General features: G+C 72.3%; 12 protein-coding genes. 6 read left to right on the forward strand and 6 right to left on the reverse strand.

The features are described 5' to 3' along the window. Positions 1-1196 precede the first annotated feature (1196 nt). The 3 genes from ACFC2L_RS16595 to ACFC2L_RS16605 all read right to left on the reverse strand — a co-directional run bounded on the left by ACFC2L_RS16595 (position 1197) and on the right by ACFC2L_RS16605 (position 4038). On the reverse strand, positions 1197-1700 hold the full coding sequence (locus ACFC2L_RS16595; RefSeq protein ID WP_375825429.1) for a hypothetical protein: 504 nt from the start codon (positions 1698-1700) through the stop codon (positions 1197-1199). 1025 nt (positions 1701-2725) lie between these two features. Further along, positions 2726-3397 carry a GAP family protein gene (locus ACFC2L_RS16600; RefSeq protein WP_375825430.1) on the reverse strand — a complete coding sequence of 224 codons (672 nt, stop codon included), beginning with the start codon at positions 3395-3397 and terminating at the stop codon, positions 2726-2728. Between the two features lie 143 nt (positions 3398-3540). Beyond that, entirely contained in the window at positions 3541-4038 is a 498-nt protein-coding gene (locus ACFC2L_RS16605) for a DUF1269 domain-containing protein (RefSeq protein ID WP_375825431.1), read from the reverse strand. 212 nt (positions 4039-4250) lie between these two features. Between ACFC2L_RS16605 and ACFC2L_RS16610 the strand changes: the two genes are divergently transcribed. From ACFC2L_RS16610 to ACFC2L_RS16620, 3 genes are all read left to right on the forward strand, one after another. Further along, entirely contained in the window at positions 4251-5576 is a 1326-nt protein-coding gene (locus ACFC2L_RS16610) for an ion channel protein (protein ID WP_375825432.1), read from the forward strand. A gap of 149 nt (positions 5577-5725) precedes the next feature. Continuing rightward, positions 5726-7366 (forward strand): SulP family inorganic anion transporter, encoded by a 1641-nt coding sequence (locus tag ACFC2L_RS16615; protein ID WP_375825524.1) that lies wholly within the window; start codon positions 5726-5728, stop codon positions 7364-7366. A 332-nt stretch (positions 7367-7698) separates the two neighbouring features. Next, on the forward strand, positions 7699-8322 hold the full coding sequence (locus ACFC2L_RS16620; RefSeq protein ID WP_375825433.1) for a PAS and ANTAR domain-containing protein: 624 nt from the start codon (positions 7699-7701) through the stop codon (positions 8320-8322). A 46-nt stretch (positions 8323-8368) separates the two neighbouring features. Here ACFC2L_RS16620 and ACFC2L_RS16625 read toward each other — a convergent pair whose 3' ends face one another. From ACFC2L_RS16625 to ACFC2L_RS16635, 3 genes are all read right to left on the reverse strand, one after another. After that, positions 8369-8788, reverse strand: coding sequence for a phage holin family protein (locus tag ACFC2L_RS16625; protein WP_375825434.1), 420 nt, complete (start codon positions 8786-8788; stop codon positions 8369-8371). 131 nt (positions 8789-8919) lie between these two features. Then, on the reverse strand, positions 8920-16815 hold the full coding sequence (locus ACFC2L_RS16630; protein ID WP_375825435.1) for a DUF5979 domain-containing protein: 7896 nt from the start codon (positions 16813-16815) through the stop codon (positions 8920-8922). Positions 16816-17116: 301 nt separating this feature from the next. After that, positions 17117-19006, reverse strand: a complete 1890-nt coding sequence (locus ACFC2L_RS16635) for an alkyl/aryl-sulfatase (RefSeq protein ID WP_375825436.1) — start codon at positions 19004-19006, stop codon at positions 17117-17119. Positions 19007-19185: 179 nt separating this feature from the next. On the opposite strand from ACFC2L_RS16635, the gene ACFC2L_RS16640 reads away from it, so the two are divergent. The 3 genes from ACFC2L_RS16640 (at position 19186) to ACFC2L_RS16650 (ending at position 22735) form a co-directional block, all read left to right on the forward strand. Continuing rightward, positions 19186-19881, forward strand: coding sequence for a hypothetical protein (locus tag ACFC2L_RS16640; RefSeq protein WP_375825437.1), 696 nt, complete (start codon positions 19186-19188; stop codon positions 19879-19881). Positions 19882-20051: 170 nt separating this feature from the next. Beyond that, a complete protein-coding gene (locus ACFC2L_RS16645; protein WP_375825438.1) occupies positions 20052-22064 on the forward strand; it encodes a sensor histidine kinase in 2013 nt (670 codons plus the stop codon). Continuing rightward, on the forward strand, positions 22061-22735 hold the full coding sequence (locus ACFC2L_RS16650) for a response regulator transcription factor (RefSeq protein ID WP_375825439.1): 675 nt from the start codon (positions 22061-22063) through the stop codon (positions 22733-22735). Before ACFC2L_RS16645 ends, ACFC2L_RS16650 begins: the two co-directional genes overlap by 4 nt. The last annotated feature ends 52 nt before the right edge of the window (positions 22736-22787 follow it).

Genomic DNA, 22787 nt, shown 5'->3' on the forward strand with positions numbered 1-22787 from the left:
ACCCCGACGACGAGGACATCGACTGGTCGATCTCGGTCCACACCCGCCCCGGAGCACTCGGCGGCTACGAGATCGAGCACCGCGACGCCGCCACCAGCGAGCACACCACGACCACCGAGGCAGACCACACCACCATCACGAGCCACCTCCTGGACTGGATCAGCCACCGCTGACCACTTCCGAAACAGGCCCTAGGAACCCTCCTTGCGGTGACGCTACCCATCAGCCAGCCCTTGGCCTATCGGAGTTGGGCCGTCATGCTCATGGTTGACCCTTCGGTCAAACAACGTTTGATACACCGAAACCACGAGGGTGCCGAGAGAGAGGATCAACAAGAGATGCACGGCCGAGTTGGTGGCACCTTCCTCGATCCAACCTTGCCCGCCACGCGCGAAGCCCACCGAAATTCCACCGGCGGCTTTATCCCTGGCTGCAGCGAGGTAGAGACCCAACACACTCAGACCACCGACTGTGATGCAGAACCCGATCAAGAGCGAATGCCGTCTCCCACGCGGCCAGGCCGCGACCCCCAACGTAAGCATGTACGAGATGAGTGCGCCGGAACTGGCTATCGCCGCAAATTGGAGTATTGGTAGACGCGGATCGGTGACGCCCACTACCTCGTTGTTTAGCGAGAGCACCGCTCCGCCCTCTAGGGCGACGGCTTGAGCGCTCATAACGCCAATTATTGCCACCGCAAGAACCCCAAGAGCACCACCCGCTACACCCCAGGCAAATAACCTCATAGAACACCTCGGGTAGATCGTTGATGAAGCACGATAGACGTGTTGCTCGCTAGTAGGTGACTCGGCACGTTAGCTCAGCCGGATCGCCCCCGTAGCCGCCAACCGACCAGCGACAAAGGCTGGAAGCACTATATTGGCGCTGATGCTGGAAACTGATACTTCCCCCCGGCGTCGACGTCGCGGAATGAATAAGCATATATCCAGGCGCTGGATAGTAGTTCTCAAGCCTTACAACCACCAGGCCGAGGTTCACAAAAGCGCTGCCTCCTGTAATGCTTGAGCGAACGCCGGAATAAACATTCACTCCCTCGCTGGTAGGCCGAGCACTGGCGTATGTGTATGTCGCGGCCTGAGCGGTCGGAACTGCGATGAGGCATGTCACAGCGAGGATCGTCGCTACGAACCCAGCGCGGGATCCCCTGCCCGGCGTGAAGCGGAGTCCCTTTGCCTTCACTCGGAGACCTCCCGTGCAGGGGCGAACTGGAACACAGAGCCGTCAGCGCGTGAGACGTCGAACTGCGCCAAACCCGGCGATTCCGGATTGACTGAGACGAGATTCGATGTCGATGACGACACCTCCGCGCGCATGATGCTCTCGCGGTTCTCGTGCGCGGCCGTCGGGAGAACTATGTCGGCGGGAAAGAGGTACGCTTCGGCCGAGGTTTCTGGATCGCGGATGCCGCTTCCAGCGCTGAGTCCGATGCCGTGCCTGTAGAACGTCGTGATATCAGCGCAGGACGACGCACTCATCCCCTCCGTTCGGATGTGCGAGATAAAGCAAAGGCGCGATGTCCCCGACCGCGCGATCCAGTAGTCCGCCGCGGCATCACGCCCCAGGAATCGCGACGAGGTCTCATCGATGTCGCCGAGGTCTTCAAGCGGCACTGAGCTCGGAACGATATCAGCAGCGTCTTGCGGTGTCGAAAATTGGGGAATCATTACCTCGAGGCTCACGCCCTCACCGTCCGCGAGCGCAGGGCCCGCGGCGGTAAGCCCTACCAGCGTTGCCACTGCGCCAAGAAGCCCTGTTGTAGTGCGTCGCATGTGTACTCCTATCTAGCCGCGACTAACGCGTCTTGCAAGTAAGGTCCAGGTTCCCGATGTTCGAACCAGAGAATGGAAAGTCCTACCAGCACTTGAAGTAGACGTTAGTTCGTCGCTGATGAGACATGTTCACCTCGCCGGCGGTCCCGTAGGTATAGTGCAGCGTTTGATAGCCAGGAGCGGGGATGAACGTCTCGATGTGCACGCGAGCGCTTGCCCCATCAGCACTGAACGCCTCCGTGAAGGCCGTCCCACCGCTGATCGACACGAGGGGCGGTGATTGCCTAGCGGACAGCTCGCTCGTACTGACCGCACTCGCATAAGTGACCGCCACCGCCTGGGCTGGCGGCGCGAGGGTGATGCACCGCGATGGCTGCGACTGTCACAATGAGCGTATTTCCGGCTCGGCGCAGACCGCCTAGTCTTGCCGACGACGACGTGGATTTCCCGGCGTGAAGTGCCGGGTGGTCTGTGCTCAACTCGACTCCTTCGTCTCGTTTTGTCTACCGTGCACCGTACGCGGGCCCCCTGGTGAATGCAAGGCTGACTCTTGACCCGTTGCAAGACTGCGTATGGTGCGGAGATCGCCTCAATCGCTGGAAGGCGTGTCCGACGCCGCGTCACCGGATGCGGTTCGAGCTGACTGACCCAGGTCTGGCCGCCATCGTCCGGTACCTGGTCTAGGCCGTTGCGATCCCGAGGCCCGTCACGTTCGCGAAGATTCTTGTGGTCCGCGGTGAGGCCTGTGCCGGGCGTGATGCCCAGTCGGGTTGCCCAGCCTGGTGATGAACGCGACTGGTCGCTGAGCGGTGACCACCGGTCGTCGTACTGCTGGAGACATGTTGCCGGAGCGACCCAGACGGTCTGACGGCCCGGGTGTGCATCGACAGCACCGGACGGCTCCGGCGAACCGGGCTCCCGTCGGCGGGACGCGGTCAGAGCGCCGCGACGCCGTCGCCGAGCATCTTGGCGCCCAGGACGAGCAGGAGGACGGCCATGATGACTGCGTTGTTGTGGATCATCCACGCCTTGAGCTCGTCGAGCATCGTGGCCGCGCGGGACCCCATGAACAGGTAGATGAAGACCGGGGTCGCGACGCCGAGGCTCGCGACGAGCGCGAACACGACGGACGCGACCACCTGGGCGTTCGTGTCCGCGGGGGCGGCCGACGCGATCGCCGCCCCGCCGGAGACCACGAGCAGCAGGTTCTTGGGGTTGACCGCGCCCAGCAGCACCGCGAGGCCGGCGGCCTTCACGGGCGTGAACGCGTCGATCGCCGCCATCCACGTCGGCGCCGGCGGCTCGACCCCGGCCCGCGGGCGACCGCGCCACTGCTTCACCGCGAGGAGGAGCAGCAGGACGCCCAGGACGATCTTGAGGATCGCGGCCCACAGCGGCGGGCCGTCGTCGTCCGGCGTGGCGGCCCCGGCGAGCGTCGCGACGAGCAGCGTGACCGCCCCGACCGCGACGAACCACCCGACGAGGAACGAGAAGGCGTTCGCCTTCGCCCGCCCGCTCACGAGCATGAGCGCGACCGCCACGATCGGCAGCGGGCTGATGAGCACACCCACCGCGACGGGGAGGGACTGACCGATCGCCGCGCCCATGGGCGGCCTCCTTCGTGGTCCGGTCCCGGGGCGGGACGACGCGGACTCCGCGGGCTACGGCACCGGTGCCGTCGCATACGGGCGGGTGAGGTGCCCGACGGCGGTCCGCGCCGCCGTCGGGCACCTCACCCGGGGAGGGCCGCTCAGGCGTTCTCGTCGAAGGCCGCGCGGAGCTTGGCCTCCTCGTCCGCCGAGAGGTTCGTCTGGATGAGCTCGCCGTGGACGCCGTCGGCCTGCAGCGCCTCGTGCACGCGGTCGATCACGGCGCCCGAGGTGAGCACGAACAGCGCCGACGTGCCCGGCGTGACCTTGCTGCGCACGGAGTCGATGAAGTCGTCGTCGATGCCGACGTCGGTCAGCGCGCCCGCGATCGCGCCGGACGCCGCGCCGATGGCTGCCCCGAGCAGCGGGACGAAGAAGAGGAGGCCGAACAGCAGGCCCCAGAACGTGCCGCCGAGCGCCCCGACCGCCGTCGTGTTGTTGCCCTGCCGCGTCTTCGGCTTCTTCTTGCCCTCCTCCCAGGACACGATCGCCGCGTCCTGGACCTGGATGAGCTCCTGCTTCTGGAGCGCGAGCAGCGCGTCCTCGGCGCGCTGCGCGCCCTCGGGGGTGTCGAACTTCCACACGGTGAGCGTTGCCACGTCAGACCTCTCGTTCCGGTTCGTACGTTCGGCGGGGGCGCGGCGCTGCGCCCCGGGACGCGTCGAACGTAACCCTGGGCCCTGGGTTGCGCGCGGCGAGCGTCGACGGTCTCGACCGGCGCGCCGCAGGCGCCGAGGCCCAGGGCTTCCACGGCTCCCGGGGCTCCGGGACTCCGGATGCAGCCCTGGCCCGCCCGTGGTTCTCTTCCCGTGTGTCCGACGCGCCGGCTACCGCCCTCACGACGAGGCGCCTCCTGCGGTCCGTGGTCCCGGCCCTCGTCGTCGGTGTCGTCAGCGCGCTCACGCTCCTCGCGCTCTCGGAGCTCGCGACCTGGATCCAGCACCTGGTGTGGGACCGGCTGCCGCAGGCCTGGGGGGTCACGACGACGCGCACGTGGTGGACGGTGCTCGTGCTCACCCTCACCGGGGTGCTCGTGGGTGCCACCGTCCGCTGGGCGCCGGGGCACGCCGGCATCGACCCGGCCACCACGGAGCTCGTCTCCGCCCCGCTCCCGCTCCGGGCCCTGCCGGGTCTCGCGCTCGCGCTCGTCCTGGGCCTCGCCGGAGGGGTGAGCCTCGGTCCCGAGAACCCGATCATCGCGATCAACGTCGCGCTCGCCGCGTGGTTCCTGTGCCGCCCGCGGTTCGGAGTCCCCGTCACGGGAGCGGTCGCGCTCGCGATGGCCGGCACCATCGGCGCGATGTTCGCGACTCCCCTCGCCGCGGCGCTCGTGCTCACCGAGAGCTTCGCCGAGCGCGGCGACCGGAGCGGCCCCCTGTTCGACCGGCTGTTCGCCCCCCTGGGTGCCGCCGGGGCGGGCGCCGTCACCATGACGGCGGTGGGCGCCCCGACGTTCGCCGTCGACCTCCCCGACTACCCCGGCCCGGCCCTGGGCGACGTGGCTAGCATGGCGGTGATCGCCACCGTCGCGGCCCTGGTCACGCTCCTCGCGGTGCTCGCGTTCACCCCCGTGCACACCCTCTTCCACCGTTTCCGCAGCCCGGTGCTCGCGCTGGGGCTCGGGGGGCTGGTGCTGGGCCTGCTGGGTGTCCTGGGCGGGCCCCTCACCCTCTTCAAGGGCCTCGAGGAGATGAAGGAGCTCGCCGACCAGGCCGACACCCTCGCCTGGTCCGCGATCCTCCTCATGGCCGTCGTGAAGCTCGCCGCGCTCGTCGTCGCGGCGGGCGCGGGCTTCCGCGGGGGCCGCATCTTCCCCGCGGTCTTCGTCGGTGTGGCCCTGGGGCTCTCGGCCTCCGGGCTCGTCCCCGCGGTGCCCCCCGCGATCGCCGTCTCGGCCGGCGTGCTGGGAGCCGTCCTGGTGGTGGCCCGGGACGGCTGGCTCGCACTGTTCATGGCGGCCGTGGCCGTCGGCGACGTCCAGCTGCTGCCGGTGCTGTGCGTGGCCGTGGTCCCGCTGTGGCTCGTCGTCCGCTCGATGCCGCCGCTGCGCGTCACCGTCCCCACGGGCAGGCCCGAGTTCGGCGCGCTCGGTCCCGTGCCCGCACCGGCCGGCCCGGCCGGCCCCGCGGAGCGCTGACCGTGCCCGGCACCGGCGCACCCGCCGGCCCCGGAGGCACGGGCCCCGACGACGGCCGTCACCCCGGGCGGACCGGGCGGACCGGGCGGACCGGGCGGACCGGCTGGGCCGGTCTGCTGCGACGCGCCGGGCGCCCGACGCGCTCGGACGTGGTCTCCGGCATGGTGACCGGACTCTTCTCGATCCCGGAGGGCATGGCCTACGCCTCGATCGCCGGCTTCAACCCGGTCGCCGGGCTCTACGCCGGTGTCGCGCCCGCGATCGTCGGGTCGCTGACCGCGCGGACCGTCCTCATGATCACGACGCTGACGAGCGCGATCGCGCTCACCTCGCAGAGCGTCCTCGCGGCCGCCGGCCTGGACCCCACGGACCCCGCCAACGTCGCGACGCTCACGATCATGGTCGGCCTCGTCATGCTGGTGCTCGGCGCGCTGCGCCTCGGCGCCGTCATGAGCTTCGTCTCCAACGCCGTCATGGTGGGCTTCTCCACCGGGATCGCCCTGCAGATCATCACGGGCGTCCTCGAGGACGCGACCGGTTACGACCCGCAGGGCCACAACCGGCTCTACCAGCTCGGCGACTGGCTCGTCCACGTCACGTCGTGGGACCTCGCGACCACGCTGGTCGCGGCCGCGACGATCCTCGCGTGGGCCCTGGCCCGGTCGGTCCGGCGCCTCGTCCCCGTCGCGCTCCTCGTCGCGATGGTCGCGGTGACCGTCGTCGTCGTGGTGGCCGGGATCGACGTGCGTCAGGTCGCCGACATCGCCTCGATCCCGTCCGCGCTGCCCAGCCTGTCGCTCCCCGACGTGTCCGCGGCGCCCGCCCTCGTGGGCGGCGCGGTCGCCGTCGCGCTCGTCGGACTGGCGCAGGCCGCGTCCATCGCGCCCTCGATGCCGAACCCCGACGGCTCCCGCGCGGACACCAACGCCGACTTCCGCTCGCAGGGGTGGGCGAACGTGGCCGGAGGCCTCTTCCAGGCCCTGCCGAGCGGCGGCTCGATGTCCCGGACCGGCGTCGCGGCCGAGGCGGGGGCGCGGACGCGCTGGGCCGGCGTGGTCAGCGGGGTCTTCCTCGCGCTCGTCGTGCTCCTCCTCGGCGGCCTGGCCGAGCTGATCCCCATGCCGGTGATCGGCGGGCTCATCCTCGTCGTCGGGGGCGAGCTCGTCTGGGGGAAGCGGCGCGAGATCCTCCTCGTGCTGCGGACGTCGCCCCTCTCGTCGCTCGCGATGGTCGTCACGTTCCTCGCGACGACGCAGATCCCGCTCCAGCAGGCGATCGTCGTGGGCGCCGTCCTGTCCCTCCTGCTGTACTGCGTCCAGGCGGCACGGCAGTCGCGCCTCGTCCTCCTGACGCGCGCGCCGGACGGCCGCTGGCGCGCGGCGCCGGAGCTCCCGACCCGGCTGCGCTCCGGCGAGGTCACCGTCCTCGACTTCTCGGGGACGTCGTTCTTCGCGGCGCTCCCCCGGATCGAGGGCCAGTTCCCCGACGGCAGCGGCGCCGAGCGCGCCGTCCTCGTCCTGGTGCTGCGCACCCTGCCGGACATCCCCTCCTCCGCCGTCATCGAGCTCCTGCACCGGACGGCGAGACGCCTCGCCGGGCAGGGGAACCGGCTCGTCCTCGTGGGCGTCACCCCCGCGATGCGCCAGCTCCTCGAACGCACGGGCACCGTCGCCGAGCTGGGCGAGGACGCCGTCGTCGACGCGACCCCCGAGGTCATGGGAGGGCTGGACGACGCGGTGGCGGCCGCCGAGCGCTGGGCGCAGCAGGCTCCGGGCGAGGGTGCCCGGTAGGCCGCTCCCGGCCTCGCGCGGACCTCACGGCCGACGACGACGTTCTCGCCGAGGCACCCAGCGTCGTGGAGCGCCGCTGTCGCCAGCGGGGCATCGACCGCCGCGCCGACGACAGCAACGCGCGCCCGAAGGACCGCGCGAGGATGTTCCCGCACGGCGCGCCGGAGCGGGCTGCTTCACGTCCGGCGCCCCGCGGCACCTCGGCCGCGTCTTCACCGTAGGAACCCCGCCCGGCGCTCGCCATCGCTGCGGGTCTCGTCGAGCGGTAGGCTCGGGAGGTCGAGTCTGGACCTGGCTCCTCACCCACCGGAGACCCGGAGGCCAGCATGTCCGTGGACGACCATGCCGTCGAGCAGGCCCTCGCGCGGGGAGCGCACCAGCAGATCGGCCAGTACCGCCTGGACCTGAGCACGGGCGTGTGGTGGTGGTCGCCCGAGACGTACCGCCTGCACGGCTTCGAGCCGGGCGACGTCGTGCCGACGACCGCCCTCGTGCTCGCCCACAAGCACCAGGACGACCGCGAGCGGGTCCGGCAGGTCCTCGACGAGGCGCGTCTCACCGGCGAGCCGTTCTCGAGCGTGCACCGGATCATGGACGCCCACGGCGGCGAGCGCTTCCTCGTCGTGGTCGGCCAGGGCCGGCGCGACCGCGAGACGGGCGAGGTCTGCGAGCTCGTCGGCTACTTCGTGGACGTGACGCGGACCGTCACCGACGCCGCCCAGGAGCGCGCGCGGCACGACATCGCCGCCGCCGCCGAGACACGGGGCGCGATCGAGCAGGCCAAGGGCATCGTGACGCTCGCGTACGGCGTGGACCCGGACGAGGCGTTCGCCCGCCTCCGGCGCGCGTCCAACGACCGCAACGTCCCGCTGCGCGAGCTCGCCCGGCTCGTGGTGCACGAGGGTGCGCAGGGCGGCACGGACGGCGTCGAGCGCGTCGCCGCGCTCCTGCGCTAGCTGTACTGACGACGGCGCCGCCCACCCTCGGGCGGCGCCGTCGTCGTCAGCCCTTGGCCGTGGCCTCGCGGATCCGCTTCTGCTCCTGGCGACGGTCCCACCAGCGCGTGAGGACGAGCCACCCGAGGAGCCAGCCGCCGAGCGCGCCGATCAGCCAGACGACGACCGTCACGCCGATCCACGTGGACGCGCCCGAGATCTCCAGGCCGTCCCCGACGAGCGTCGCGACCCACAGGGCGAGGAACGTCGACACGAGGCCGATCCCGCCCAGGATCGCCGACGCGTACTTGCGCGCCACGTTGAACACGAACGGCGCGAGGATCGCCTGGGCCACCGCGAAGATCAGCACCGCGACGACGAAGCCCGAGGCGTGCACCGTGACGCCGTCGAACAGGCTCGAGGCGACGAGGAGGCCCACGGCGGCGAGGACCACGTTGATCGCGAAGCTCAGCAGGAAGCGGATCATGCGGTAACGGTCCCGCCCCCGGTCAGGTTCCGCAACCCCAAGCACGCGCGCCTGCCGGGTCTGTCACGACCCGGGAGGCGCGCCGTCCGGGGGACCCGTGCCCCGGCGCGGGGAACAGGACCACCGTGGGGTCAGCCGCGGCTCGCGGTCCGGGTGCCGCGCCGCCGCGCGTCCGCCAGGAGCGCGCCCGTCCCGGCGAGCAGGACGGCGAGCACCGCGGCCGCCCCGACGCTCGCGCCGGTCGGCGGGAGGCTGCCCCCGCCGGTGGCGCGGAACGCGTTGGTCACGGTCGCGTCGACCTCGGCGGCGTCGCCCGTCGGGACGGTGAACGCGTCCGACGTCGGCGTCGCGTCGTCGGGGTCGACCGTCACGTCGGTCCCCGCGACGGCGAGCGTCACGGCCTCGGCGTCGCCCGCGTCGGTCTCCGCGAGCGTGCACTCGGCCCCCTGGGGGACCTGCTCGTAGACGGCGGTCCAGTCGTCGTCGTCCGAGAGCGTGCGCTCGGCGCCGCCCGGGACCACGACGTCCGTCGTGACGCCGTCGACCTCCCACGTGCAGGCCAGGTTGACGACGAACTCGTCGCCGCGGTGCTGCGACGCGCCCGGCCCGGCGAGGGCCTTGGTGACGACGACCTGCCCGACGTCGAACGTGTTCGTCACCGTCACCCGGGCGGGGTCCGGACCGATGGTGGCGGCCCCGGGCTCGCCGCCCTCGACCGCCGCGGAGATCGTGGTCGAGGCGGCGCCGCCGGTCGCCGTCTCCGTGACGACGCACTCCGCGCCGACGGGCAGGCCGTCGTAGACGGCGACCTCGCCCCCGGAGATCTCCCGGGTCGCTCCGCCGGGTACCTCGACGTCGGTGCCCTGGAAGGCGCACGCGAGACTCACCTCGAACGGCCCGGCGCCGAACGCCTCGCCACCGTCACCGGTGACGACCTTGGTGACCTCGATCGCGCCGGCGTCGTAGGTGTTGGTCACCGTGACCTCGACGGGGTCCCAGACCTCCGCCGTCGCGTCCACGACGACCGGGTCCGGGGTCACCGCGACCGAGGTCGCGCCACCCGTCTCGGTCTCCGTGACGGTGCACGTGTCGCCGTCCTGCAGCCCGAAGTAGAGCGCCGGGAAGCCGGGACCGAACCGACGGTCGGGACCGCCCGGGATGACCGTCACCGGCTCACCCTGGGACGTGGTGCACTCCAGCGTCACCGCGTACGGGAACTCGTCGAACGGCACGGCCGCCAGGTACTCCTGCAGCTCGTCGAGCAGCGCGAGGAGCGTCTCCAGGTCGATCGGTCCCTCTGGGACCTCGGGGAGCGGGGGCAGCTCCGGCATCGCCGGCGCGAACGCCGCCGCATCGCCGTCGACCACCTTGCGGACGACGAGCGGAGCCGTGTCGAACGTGTTCTCCACGGTGAGCGTCACGGTCGTCGGGTCGCCGTCGACCGCGGGCGGGACCACGACGTCCACCGACGTCCCGTCCACCGGCTCGCCCCCGTCGACGGCGATCGTCGTCGACGAGGCCCCGAAGTCGTCCGTCTCCGTCAGGGTGCACTCCGACCCGACCGGCAGGCCGTCGTAGACGACGCTCGCGCCGCCGTCGACCTCGCGGACCGCGCCACCCGGGATCGTCAGCTCGACGTCCTGGTACGTGCACGCGAGCGTGAGCTCGAACGGGCCGGGGCCGTAGAGCGCGCCGAGACCGGCGAGCTCCTTGTCCACCTGGATCGACCCGACGTCGAACGTGTTGGTGATGACCACGTTCGCGACGTCGCCGCTGCCGACCGTCACGGTGTCCGGGACGACGACGACCTCCTCGTCGGGGTTCGTCGCCCCGCCGTCGTCCGTCTCCTCGATGTCGCACACGGCGCCGGTCGGGAGGTTCGAGATCTGGGCCTCGAGCGGCCCGGCGGCGCCGAGCACGACGTCGGCGTCGTAGACGGTGCGCGGCACGCCCGGCCCATCGCCGTCGTCGTCGTAGGTGCACGTCACGTGGATGGTGAACGGGCCGGTCCCGTACGCGGGTGCGCCCTCGCCGGTCACGATCTTCTGCAGGTTGATCGCCCCGACGTCGTACACGTTCGTCAGGGTGACGTCGTTGGTGCTCAGGCCGCCGACGTCCCCGACCAGGCTGACGTCCGTCGTCGGGCCGTCCGTCGTCACCGGGTGGCCCGGCAGGCCCTGGTCCACGGTGATCGTCACGGACGACGCGTTGCCCGTGCCCGTCTCGGCGACGGTGCAGACCGACCCGACGGGCAGCTCGTCGAACTCGACCGTCTCGCCGTCCTCGATGGTGACCACCATCGGGTCGTCGGGGCCGTAGCCCGCCGCGTAGACGGGCTCGCCGAGGAACGTGCAGTCGACCGTCGCCTCGAACGGGCCGAACGGCACCGGGGTCCCGTCCTGGTCGACGGCGTCGGTGACGACCTCCTTGTCGATGACGAGGCTCGCGAAGTCGTACCAGTTCACAGCCTCGATGACGGCCGGGGCCGCCGGGTCCTCGCTGTCGATGGTCACGGTCTCGGGGACCAGGACGAGGCGCGTCTGCCCGTCGCTGCCGTCCTCGGTCACGGTGCACACCGCCCCGTACGGGAGGTCCGGCACGACCGTCGGGGTCCCCGGGGTCACCGTGATGGGGATGGGGTCCAGGACGGTCTCGACCCACGTCCCCACGGCGGACGTGCACTCGACCGTCATGGCGAACGAGTCGGGCGCGTACTCGGACGCGTCACCAGCCACGGTCTTGTTCACCTGGAGCGCGCCCGCCGCCGTCGCGACGCCGACCTTGGTGCCCTCGGTGGAGACCATGTTGAACCGGGTACCGCCCTGCGTCACCCCGACACCGTTCGCGGCGGCCGAGTTCCAGGCGATGGACCGGGGTCCGGCCTCGGGCACCTCGGGAGGCGTCGTCGTCGTACCGTCGATCGCGATGAACTGGCCCGGCTGGAACGGGAAGTCCGGGTCCATCTCGACGACGGCCTTGAGCGCGGTGATCTGCTCGTACGTCTCGGCGGGGATGTCAGCCGTGAGCTCGGCCCAGCCTCCCGCCGTCGGGTCGTCGGAACAGGTCGGCTCGTCGATCGGGGAGGCCAGGTCGTCCGCGCAGTAGTCGTCGACGAGCGTGTAGTAGAACGTCGTCGTGCTGTTCGCGGGCGCGTTGACGAGCTGCGGCGGGGTCGCGGGGTCGAGCAACGGCGCCCACTGCGACCCGCGCTCGGAGGTCGACCGGGGGTCGGAGGCGGTGTCTCCGGGCCGCGGGAGCCGGTCGTAGACGACGACCGTGTCGATCGGCAGGTTGCCGACGTTGTCCACGCGGATGCGCCAGGTCTCGTCGTGCCCCGGGATGATCACGGGCGTGCACGGGTAGGCGTAAAAGCCGTCGTCACCGAGCGGGAGGCACTCGGCGGGCGGGTTCGGCGCGGCAGGGTCGACGATGACGTCCAGCTGGTCGTCGGCCGTCGCCTTGACGAACTTGGACTGCGAGAGCACCGCCGACGGGATCGGGGTGACGTCGGCGTCCGCCTGGCACTGCCCGGTCTCGGCGTCGAGGCGGCTGACGCACTCGTCCCACGGCCGGTCGCCCGTGACTCCCGCGGTGTTGTTCACGACGGTGTTGGCGGCCAGACCCGTGCGGAACTGCACCTGGACGGTGATGGTGTACACCTGCCCGACCTCGAGGACCGTCCCCTCGGGGAACGTGAACGTCAGCCCGAAGATGTTGCCGTCGCGGTCGACCGTGACGTCGGCGGGATCCGTGGGCATCTGCGGTCCGTTGGGACGGCCCGGGGGCGGCGGGAGCGCCGGGTCACGGTCCTCCGGCTCCGTCAGCGCGTAGCTGTACGGCTCGTCCACGTCGGCCAGCCGCAGCTGCGGGCCGTCGGCGTCGCTGGGCATCGGGTCGTCGACGATCACCGGGTCGACGATCGGGCGGTTGCCCGTGTTCGTCACCGTGATGTTCATGGGGATCACGGCGTTGGGCTGCTCGGTGCCGCCCGAGACCACGCCCTCGAAGTCCTTGACGATCTGCACGCCGTTCTCGGTGTGCTGGTAGGTGATGCCCCCCTGCGCGTCGGCGTCGGCGGTCACCGGGACCGGGTTCTCCGGGTCGTCCGGGTTGAAGACGAGGTCGGCGCCCGTCACCGTCGACGTCACGTCGTTGGTGGCGAGGCCCGGCGCGGTCTCGCCCGGAGCGGGGGCGTTCTGCGCGAGGTCGCTCGGCACCGGGGTGCCCGGGTCAGAGCGCAGCGTGTCACGCACCTGGATCTCGAGGTTCACCGCCTGGACGGGGTTGGCCGGGTTCTCCCAGATCGCGCCGTCCGCCCGCGTGAACGTGAAGCGCAGGCCGGTGACGGTCGACGGGTCGGTGACGCCGTCCGGGAGGGCGAAGGCGTCGGCCGACTCTCCGTCGGTCCACGTGCAGTCGGCGAACGTGTCGTTCGCCTCGTCGTAGGTGCCGCCCACGCAGGCGTCGACCTGCACCTGGTCGATCGGCGCGGTCAGGACCGACGCGTCGAACCCGACCAGGTCGTACTGGTTCCAGAAGCTGCCGTCCACGTCGGTGAGCACCATCTCGACCGCGCGCGACGGGCCCGTCGGCTGGCCGGTGATGGTCAGCGTCGAGGTGGGGTTCTCCTCGGCGTCCGACCCCGGCTCGACGATCGTGGCCGGGTCGAACGACTTGGTCTGCACCAGGGAGATCGCGGCGTCCTGGAGCTCCATGTCAGCGGTGTCCCACGCCTGCGGGACGTCCGCCGTCGTGCCACCGGGGTCGACGACCTCCGCGCCGGCGCTGTTGGGCACCGGCGAGTAGTCGGCGACGGTGATCCGCGCCGAGGTGTCGTACCGGTCGAACTCGCGCAGGAGGAGCGTGAGGTCGAGGATGCCGGTCGCCTCGGAGTCCACCCTGCCGTCGAACGAGACGTCGATGCCGGTCACGTCCGCCAGGTCCGCGGCCGAGAGGTCCTCGGCGCCCGCCTCGTCGTACGTGTCCGTGCTCGTCGCGGCCCCGTCCCACCTCGTGAGGACGACCGTCGTCGTCTCGGCACCGCTCGGCGGCGTGATGTCGACGGCGGTGAGGGTGAAGGCGTCGAACGGTGACGTCCCCGGGTCGGTGACGGGGTCGAGGTCACCGTCCGGGTTGGCGGACGACGGCTCCGTGATCCGCAACGTGTCCACCCGGGCGACGGAGTCGTTGGTCGCCGTGATCACCGCGTGGGTCGACGGGTAGGCGTCGTCGGGCGTGCCGTCCGGCGGCACCGAGAGCGGCCCGCCGGTCCAGTCCTTGACGATCCCGACGTTGATGGGCTGGTCGATGATCAGCACGTCGTCGTCGTCGGTGTCCGTGCGGTCCGTCCCCTGGAACGTGGCCGTGCCGCGCGCGGTGTCGTTCACCAGGCCCGGGTTGCCCTCCCGGTTGTAGAGCATGCCGTTGGTGCTGCCGAGCGCGGGGCCGCCGCTACGACGGTCGTCACGGAGCTGGAACGTGAGGTCGAGGTGGCGGCCGTCCGCCTGCGTCGAGCGGGCCACGCCCGATCCCGCCGCGGGCTGCGTCGGGTCGGCCGGGAACTCCTCGCGTGTCGGGGACTCCGTGTAGGTGAGCCGCACCGAGGTGGCGTTCGCGCGCTCGTCGTCCGTCAGTGTGTACCCCGGGAACGACGTGTTGCACGGCGCGGCGACGCTGCACGGGTCGTTCTCGGCGTCGACCCATGCCCCGTCGACGAACAGGTCGACGCCGGTGACCGCGTCGTAGATCATGAGCGGGTCGGCCGACGGGTCGATGGCCTCCACCCGGACCAGGTCGAAGGCGTCGTAGAACGACCCCTCGATCGCGTCGTCGTCCGCGGCGACCGGGTCCGCGATGTCGCTGATCACCATCGGGTCCACGCCCTCGAACCCGTTGGTCGACCAGGTGATCTGCGCGGTGATCTCGTCCTGCGTCCGAGCCCGCACCGTGTACGGCTCACCCGTCTGCCCCTCCGGCGCCAGGAAGTCCTTCGCGATGAAGTCCAGGTCGCCCGGGTCGGTCGGCACCGGGAACGGGTCCACGGTGGCGCAGCCCTCCGCGGGCGGGGTCGGTGCGACCGCGCCCGACGAGGCGCTGGAGGCGCCGCAGTTCGCGATCGGGTCGTCGGCGTCCTCCGGGCCGATGTAGGCCGCGGTGAAGTTCGGCTGGAAGCTCGTCCCGGGCGGGAAGCCCTCGTCCGAGTGGTAGGCGAACTGCACGCCCTGGGCCCCGTCCGGCAGGTCGCAGTTGACGGTGGTCGCGCCAGTGAACGTGCCGCAGTCGGGGTCGGTGACCCACGCGGTGCCGTCCCAGTAGCTGATCGTCAGCGTCGCGCCGGCCGGCACGTCCGTGGAGCGTACCGAGGTCGCCTCGAAGTCGTTCCAGAACGCCTCGGGGGCGTTCGGGTCCGTCGGGTCCTGGACGACGACGTCGTTGGCGTCCGTGGTCGAGCCGTCCGGGCCGAACGGCAGGAGCTGGGTGGGCAGCTGCACGATGACGCTCTGCCCGGGCAGTGCCGGGATCGTGGACGGCGAGATCGACTTCGTGGTCTCGGTCGCGAGCCGGTCGGTCAGCGTGACGAGCGACGCGTCCGCGGTCTCCGAGTCGTTGGGGATCGTCGCCGTGATCTGGTTCGGGTGGGTGACGTCGTCCTCCGCCTGGTCCGGGTCGGTGTCCGCCTGGAACGGGATCGACGCCTCCGCGCCGGTGACGATGGCGCCCGTGAACGTCACCGTGAACCCCACGACGACGCAGCCCCCGGGCGGGTCGGGCAGCGTGTTCTCCGCCTCGGCCTGAACCGTGGGTGTCGAGCCGTCGGAGCACGTGTAGGTGACGCTCGCGGCGTCGGCGTTCGCCGGCCACTGGACCACGCCCGGGGCGTCGGGCGTGCCCCAGCCGGTGAAGGTCAGCGGGTCGTCGCCCTCGAACGGGCTGGGCGTGCCGGGTGACGGCTCGGTGATCGTCAGGGACGTGGTCGGGTCGCCGTCGTTCGTCGCGCCGATCGTCACCGTCGTCGGGTCGCCCGCGGACACGACGGCCGGGTCGAAGCTCTTGGTCGGCGTGACCGAGTTGTTCGGCGGCGTGATGACGTACGTGTCGCTCGCGTCCACCGGGTCCGTCTGCTCTTCCCCGTGGATCACGTTCGACGACGTGGTGTTGCTGACCGTGGTCGGGTCGGTGATCTCCGTGACGGCGTCGGTCTGCTCGACGTCGAACGGGATGCTCGCCGAGGCATCGATCGCGATCTCGCCGTTGAACTGCACCGTGAAGCCCTCGACCACGCAGTCGGCCGGAGGGTCGGGGAGCGTGTTCGGCGTCGTGCTGGTGTCCGACGGCGTCGTCCCGTCCGCGCACGTGAAGGTCACGTCCGCCGACGTCGCGCCCTCGGGCCACGAGACGTCGCCCCATCCCGTGAAGGCGAGGTAGGTGAACGGGTTCGGGTCCGTGCCCGTCGTCGGCTCGGTGAGGACGAGGGCGTCCACGGCGTCGTTCGACGTGTTGGTGCCGCCGATGGTCATGGTCGCCGGTGTCCCGGGGCTCGCGATGGCACCCGGCGGCTCGATCGTCTTGGTCGTCTCCGAGCCGAGGACGAGGGGGACCACGATCGCGATCGTGTCGGACGCCGACTGCATCGGCGCGTTGTCCGAGACGACGGTCGCGGTGTTCGTGTACGTCGCGCCGTTCTCGCTGTACGGGATGTTCTCGGGCACCTGTGCCGTGATGAGGACCTGCGCCTGCTGGCCGTTGTTGACGTTGTCCGCGGTGAACGTCACGGTGTCGGTGTCGGTGTTCGCGTCGACGGCCGGGTTGACGGTCCCCGCACCGGCGCTCTGGATCACCGCGCTCACGAGCTCGAGGTTCTCGGGCAGCGGGTCGGTCATCGTCACCGGCGCGCAGGGGTCGGCGTTGGGGTCCGAGCACGAGATGGTGACGGCCCACTGGACGTTCTGGCCGGGCTGGTACGGGCCGGTGCTGATCTCCGTCTTCGAGATCTGCCAGTCCGCGGCCGCCGCCGGCAGCGCGGGCACGAGCGCGAGCGGCAGCGCGAGGAGGACGGTCCCCAGAGCGGCCCAGGCGCGCCGTACGCGCCTCGCGCGTCGAACCGACCGTGTCCGGGTAGCCCGTGTCGCCCCGCTCGTCGCCCAGCCGTTCGCCATGCCGCCGCCCTCCGGTCACGCCCACCCACGGCGCACACCCGTGTACGCCTCGTCCCGACATTGACACAGCGGCTCCGCTTCGTCGCGGCGAAAGGGACAGCCGTCCCGGTCCGGGGACGACGACGCCCGCGCCACAGCCCTCGGGCTGCGGCGCGGGCGTCGGACGGCGAGGTCAGGGGGTGACGATGGCGAAGTCCGGGTCGCCGAGGTCGAGAACGGCGGTGAGCCGCGCGAGCACGCCCGCGTCCCCGGACACCTCGATGCCCGCCGCAGCGAGCGCCTCCGGGGTGGCTGCCCCCGTCGCCAGCGCAGGGAGCGCGCGGCTCGTGGCCGTGAGCGTCGCGTCGGCGTCACCCTGCTGGGGCGCGGCGGAGTACGTGAGCGCGCCGTTGGACAGGCGCAACCGGTAGCGGGCGCCGGTGTCGGTCAGCACGACGTCGAGCGACAGCTTCTCGTCCCACGCACGCGGCCCGTCGACCTGGATCGCGATCGCGTCGAACAGCATCTCCGGGGTGAGCGCCGAGATGACGTCGGCCGACGCGGAGACGGTCGGCGTGCCGAAGGAGCCTTCGCGCAGCTCGGTCGCGCCCGAGAGGTAGATGTTGCGCCACACCCCGTTCTCCGCACCGTAGCCGAGCTGCTCGAACGTGTCGGCGAGCAGCTCGCGGGCCGCGGCGTGGTCGGGCTGGGCGAACACGACATGGCTGAGGACCTCGGCCGCCCAGCGGTAGTCCCCGTCGTCGAACGCGGTGCGGGCGTTGTCGACGATGTTGTCGGCACCGCCGGCGAGGGCGACGTACCGCTTGCCCTGCTCGACCGGCGGGTGCTGCCACAGGTGCGCGGGGTTCCCGTCGTACCAGCCCATGTAGCGCTGGTAGATCGCCTTCAGGTCGTGGCTCACGGACCCGTAGTACCCGCGCGCGTGCCACGCGTTCTCCAGCGCCGGCGGGAGCTTGAGCTCCTCGGCGATCTCGGTCCCCGTCCAGCCCTTGTTGATGAGCCGCAGCGCCTGGTCGTGCAGGTACGCGTACAGGTCCCGCTGTTCCGAGAGGAACCGCACGACCCGCTCGTTGCCCCACGTGGGCCAGTGGTGGGACGCGAAGACGACCTCGACCTCGTCGCCGAACAGGTCGATCGCCTCGGTGAGGTACCCGGCCCACGCGTGCGGGTCGCGCACGAGGGCGCCGCGCAGCGTGAGCAGGTTGTGCAGCGTGTGCGTCGCGTCCTCGGCCGCGCACAGCGCCTTGTGGTCCGGGAACCACACGAGGAACTCCGCCGGCGCCTCGGTGCCCGGCGCCATCTGGAAGACCATCCGGACGCCGTCGACGACCTCCTCCTGCCCGGTCGTCGTGATGTCCAGCGTCGGGGCGATGAGCGTGATGTTCCCGGTCGCGACGGTCTGCGCGAGGCCGGTGCCGAGCGCGCCCTGCGGCCCGCGCGCGAGCGCGGCACCGAACATGTACGCCGACCGTCGCGCCATCGCGGTGCCCGCGTACACGTTCTCCGAGGCCGCGTGCTCCGTGAACTCCGCCGGCGCGATGATCGGGACACGGCCGGCGTCGACGTCCTCCTGCGTCGTGACGCCGCGGACCCCGCCGAAGTGGTCCACGTGCGGGTGCGTGTACAGCACCCCGGTGACCGGGCGGTCCCCGCGGTGCTCGCGGTAGAGCTCCAGAGCGGCCGCCGCGGTCTCCTCGGTGACGAGCGGGTCGAGGACCAGGACGCCCGTCTCCCCCTCGATGAACGTGACGTTCGACAGGTCGAACCCCCGCACCTGGTAGATGCCCGGTACCACCTCGAAGAGTCCTTGGATCGCGTTCAGCGTCGACTGGCGCCACAGGCTCGGGTTCGCCGTGTCCGGCGCGTCGCCCTGGAGGAACGCGTACGTGTCGTTGTCCCAGACGACCGTGCCCTCCGCGTTCCTGATCGCGTTGGGTTCGCGCGTGCCGAGCAGGCCCCGGCGTGCGTCGTCGAAGTCCTGCGTGTCCGAGAAGGGGAGGGACTGGAGGAGGGCGGAGTTCTGCGCGACTATCGCAGGCGTCGCTGGCTTCGGAGTCGACATGGTTCGGAGCATGTCAGCGGCACCGCAGGACCGCATCCGGAGTGCCGGTCCGCATCGCCCGGCACGTCGGGACGCCTGCCCCTGGGGCCCGGGACGCCGCCCGGCCGACGCTGCGGGGACCGTCGCGGCACGTGGCGGGCCCCGGCCGCGGGATGGGCGGCCCGAACGGAGGTCGTCCCATGCAGGACAGCTCGCTCACCGCCCCGTCGCCGCTCGCCGGCGACCCGACCCGCCGCTCGCGCGGCACGACACCCCGCGCGTGGGCCTGGACCGGCGTCGTCGCCGGGGTCCTGGGCCTCGTCTCGATCCAGTCCTCGATGGCGCTCGGCGTGAACTGGGAGGAGACCGCCGGTGACGCCGACGCGATCGTCGCCGACCTCGCAGGTCGCACCGGGACCCAGATCCTCTTCCACACCGCGACGATCGCGTGCGCGCTCCTCGTGCTCGTGTTCGCGGCCGGCCTCAAGCGCCGCCTCGACGCGCAGGCGCCGGCCGGGTCGCTCCTGCCGACCGTCGCGGGCTGGGGCCTCGTGCTCGTCTCGGTCGCGGGCCTGCTCGGCTCGGGCCTGGACACGCAGTTCCTCTTCGGCCTCGGCGACACCGCGCTCATCGTCCCCGAGTCGGGCGCGTTCTACAGCGACTGGGTCGCGACGATCCCGTGGCTGTGGGTCGGCGCCGGGGTCGCGGGCGTCGCGCTCGGCATCGCCGCGCTGCGGCACGCGGCCGCGCCGCGCTGGATCGGCGTCGTCGGGTTCGTGCTGGGCGGGATCGCGCTCCTCGCGGGCCTGTCGCCGCTGCAGTACATGGCGGGCTTCGTCGGGCCGATCTGGCTCCTCGTCACCGCGTTCGGCTTCGCGCTCGGGGACCGGCGCTGAGCGCGACGCGCGAGCTCGGCAGCACGGGGCGAGATCGGCACGTCCGGTCGAGGTCGGCGGTCCGGACCGCCGACCTGGGCTCGGACCGCCGATCTCGCCGCCGTCCGCGGCCGGGTGATCTCCCGCCCGGGCCCTTCTCGCCGCGCGTCCCCCGGCCCTACCGTGGGCCCGTGGCCGACCCCGGGCCCGGCCGCGCCGGGATGCCCCGCACGGGCTGGACGATCGGCGTCCTCGCCTGGGTGCTCGGCGTGTCCGCGCTCGCGCTCCAGCTCACGTCCGGGGTGCCGCTGCTGCTGGGCGACCTGCTGTTCGTCGTCGTCGACGCGACCGTCGCCCTCGTCTACGGGACCGTCGCCGCGGTGATCCTCGTGCGCCGGCCGCACGTCGTGGGATGGCTCGTCGCGCTCGCGGGGATCGGCGGCGGGGTGGCTGCCCTGGGCGGCGCGTGGCGCAGCTACGCCTCGACCCACCCCGGCCTCCCGCCGCTGACGCCGCTCGCCGACGCGTACGGGTGGGCGTGGGTCCCCGGGACGGTCGGGCTGTTCGTCCTCGTCCCGTGGTTCGTGCGCGGCGGCCGGCTCGGCGCGGGCGCGTGGTGCGGCGTCGCCGGCGGCGTCGCGTCCATCGCCTTCTTCTTCCTCGCCCCCACGGACGACCCGCGCCCGGCGATCGTGGGCGTCGTCGTCATGGGTCTGGTCACCGCCGCCGCCACCGCGTGGCGCTGGCGCCACGGACCGGTCGAGGAACGCCGCGGCCTGGGGCTGCTCGCCCTGGGGACCGGGCTCATGGCGCTGTCGTTCCTCCCGCTGCTCGGCACGTGGGCCAGCGCCGACGTGATCCTCGCGCTCCCCCTGACGCACCTCGCGTGCCAGGCGCTGTTCCCCGCCGCGATCCTCGTGTGCGTGCTGCGCAACCGGCTGTGGGGCATCGACCTCGTGCTCTCGCGCGCGACCGTCGCGGCGATGCTCGCGGTGGGCCTCGCCGTCGTCTACGCGGTCGTCGTCGTGCTCGCGACGGCGGTCGTCGAGGGCCCCGCCGCGCAGGTCGTCGCGGCGGTCGGGGTGGCGCTCGCCGTGCAGCCCCTGCACACGTGGCTGCGGCGCCGGGTCCGCACGCTCGTCTACGGCGAGGCCAACGACCCGGGCCGCGCCGCGCTGAGCGTCGGCCGCCACCTGTCGTCCGCGTCCACGGCCGACGACCTCGTCGTGAGCCTCGCCGTCGGCGTGCGGGAGGCGCTGCGCCTGGAGAGCGTCACGATCGAGCGCACCCCGGACCGCCCGACGGCGCCCGGCACCCCCGAGGACCCGCCCGCCACCGCCTGGGCCGGGCCGACGTCGCGCCCGACCGGGCAGACGGCCTCGCTGCCCGTCCTGCACGGCGGTCGCGTGCTCGGCCGGGTCCACGTCGTCGCGCGGGCCGGCGAGCGGCTCGACGCCCGGACGCGCGACGCTCTGGACCAGCTCCTGCCCGTGCTCGGTGCGGGCCTCGCACTCGCCCAGGGCGCGCGCGAGCTCGAGGAGGCGCGCGACGCGACGACGCGCGCCCGCCTCGCGGAGCGGCGGGTCATCCGCCGGGAGCTGCACGACGGCGTCGGGCCGTGGCTCGTGGGCCTGCGCCTGGGGCTGCAGGGCGCGCGGAACACGCTCGCGACGGACCCGGCCGCGGCCGCCGCGGTGCTGGACGCCCTCGGCGCCGAGGTGGCCCAGCGCGTCGAGGACGTGCGCGCGCTCTCGCGCAGCCTCCTGCCGCCGTCGCTCGACGAGCACGGGCTGGAGGTCGCGCTCGGTGAGCTCGCGGGGCGCCACGCGCTCGCGGGGTTCGTCGTGGACGTGCGGTGCGACCCGTGCGACGGCCTCGACCCGCGGGTCGCCGCGGCCGCCTACGCGATCGCGAGCGAGAGCATCGTCAACGCCGCGCGGCACTCCGGGGCCGACGAGTGCCGGCTGACCGTCCGGCTCGGCGACCGCTGCCTCCTCGTCACGTGCGAGGACGACGGGCGCGGGATCGCGGTCGACGCGCCCCGCGGCGTCGGCTCGCGGTCGCTGCGCGAGCGCACGGACGAGCTCGGCGGGCACCTGGACGTCACCGCCGTGCGGCCCGACGGCGAACGCCCGGGCACGCGCGTGCGCGCCACCCTCCCGCTCGTCCCGGCCGGGGCGCTCGCGCGCGAGGGCGCGTCGTGATCCGGGTCGCGGTCGTGGACGACCACCCCGTGTTCCGCCTCGGGATGGCGGCGCTGCTCGACTCGTTCGACGGCGTGCGCGTCGTCGGGCAGGCGGCGTCCGCCGCCGAGGCGCGCACGCTCCTCGGTCTGGACCCGGGCGAGGACCCGCCCGGGACGGGGGCGAGCGCCGACGTCGTGCTCATGGACCTCGACCTCGGGGACGGCTCGGGCGTCGACGTGACGCGCGACCTCGTGCGGGCGCACCCGGCCGCGCGCGTGCTCGTCGTGACGATGCACGAGGACGACGACGCCGTCGTCGCGGCCGTCCGCGCCGGGGCGCGCGGGTTCCTCGTGAAGTCCGCGAGCCCCGCCGAGGTCGAGCGCGCCGTCCACGCGGTGGCGGACGGCGCGATGATCCTCTCCCCGTCCGTCGCCGACCGGGCGATGGCGTACGTCGTCGGCGGGCGTGCGGCGGCGCGCGTGCCGTTCCCGCAGCTCACGGACCGCGAGCGCGAGGTGCTCGACCTGGTCGCCGCGGGGCTCGACAACGCCTCCATCTCCCGCCGCCTCGTGCTCAGCCCCAAGACCGTGCGCAACCACGTCGCGAACGTGCTCGCCAAGCTCGCGGTCCGCGACCGCTCCGCCGCGATCGTCCGGGCCCGCGAGGAGGGCCTCGGCACCGCGAGGTAGAGCCCTGGTCCCGCGAAGGAGAGGCGTGGTCCCCCCGAGGTAGAGGCGAGGT

The organism is Cellulosimicrobium sp. NPDC055967, from assembly GCF_042269845.1.
GTDB lineage: Bacteria > Actinomycetota > Actinomycetes > Actinomycetales > Cellulomonadaceae > Cellulosimicrobium.

Bases quoted from the DNA above. Each gene is read 5' to 3' on its own strand.
- ACFC2L_RS16600 (WP_375825430.1), bottom strand. From the start codon at position 3,397: ATGGGCGCGGCGATCGGTCAGTCCCTCCCCGTCGCGGTGGGTGTGCTC.
- ACFC2L_RS16625 (WP_375825434.1), bottom strand. From the start codon at position 8,788: ATGATCCGCTTCCTGCTGAGCTTCGCGATCAACGTGGTCCTCGCCGCC.
- ACFC2L_RS16635 (WP_375825436.1), bottom strand. From the start codon at position 19,006: ATGTCGACTCCGAAGCCAGCGACGCCTGCGATAGTCGCGCAGAACTCC.
- ACFC2L_RS16640 (WP_375825437.1), top strand. From the start codon at position 19,186: ATGCAGGACAGCTCGCTCACCGCCCCGTCGCCGCTCGCCGGCGACCCG.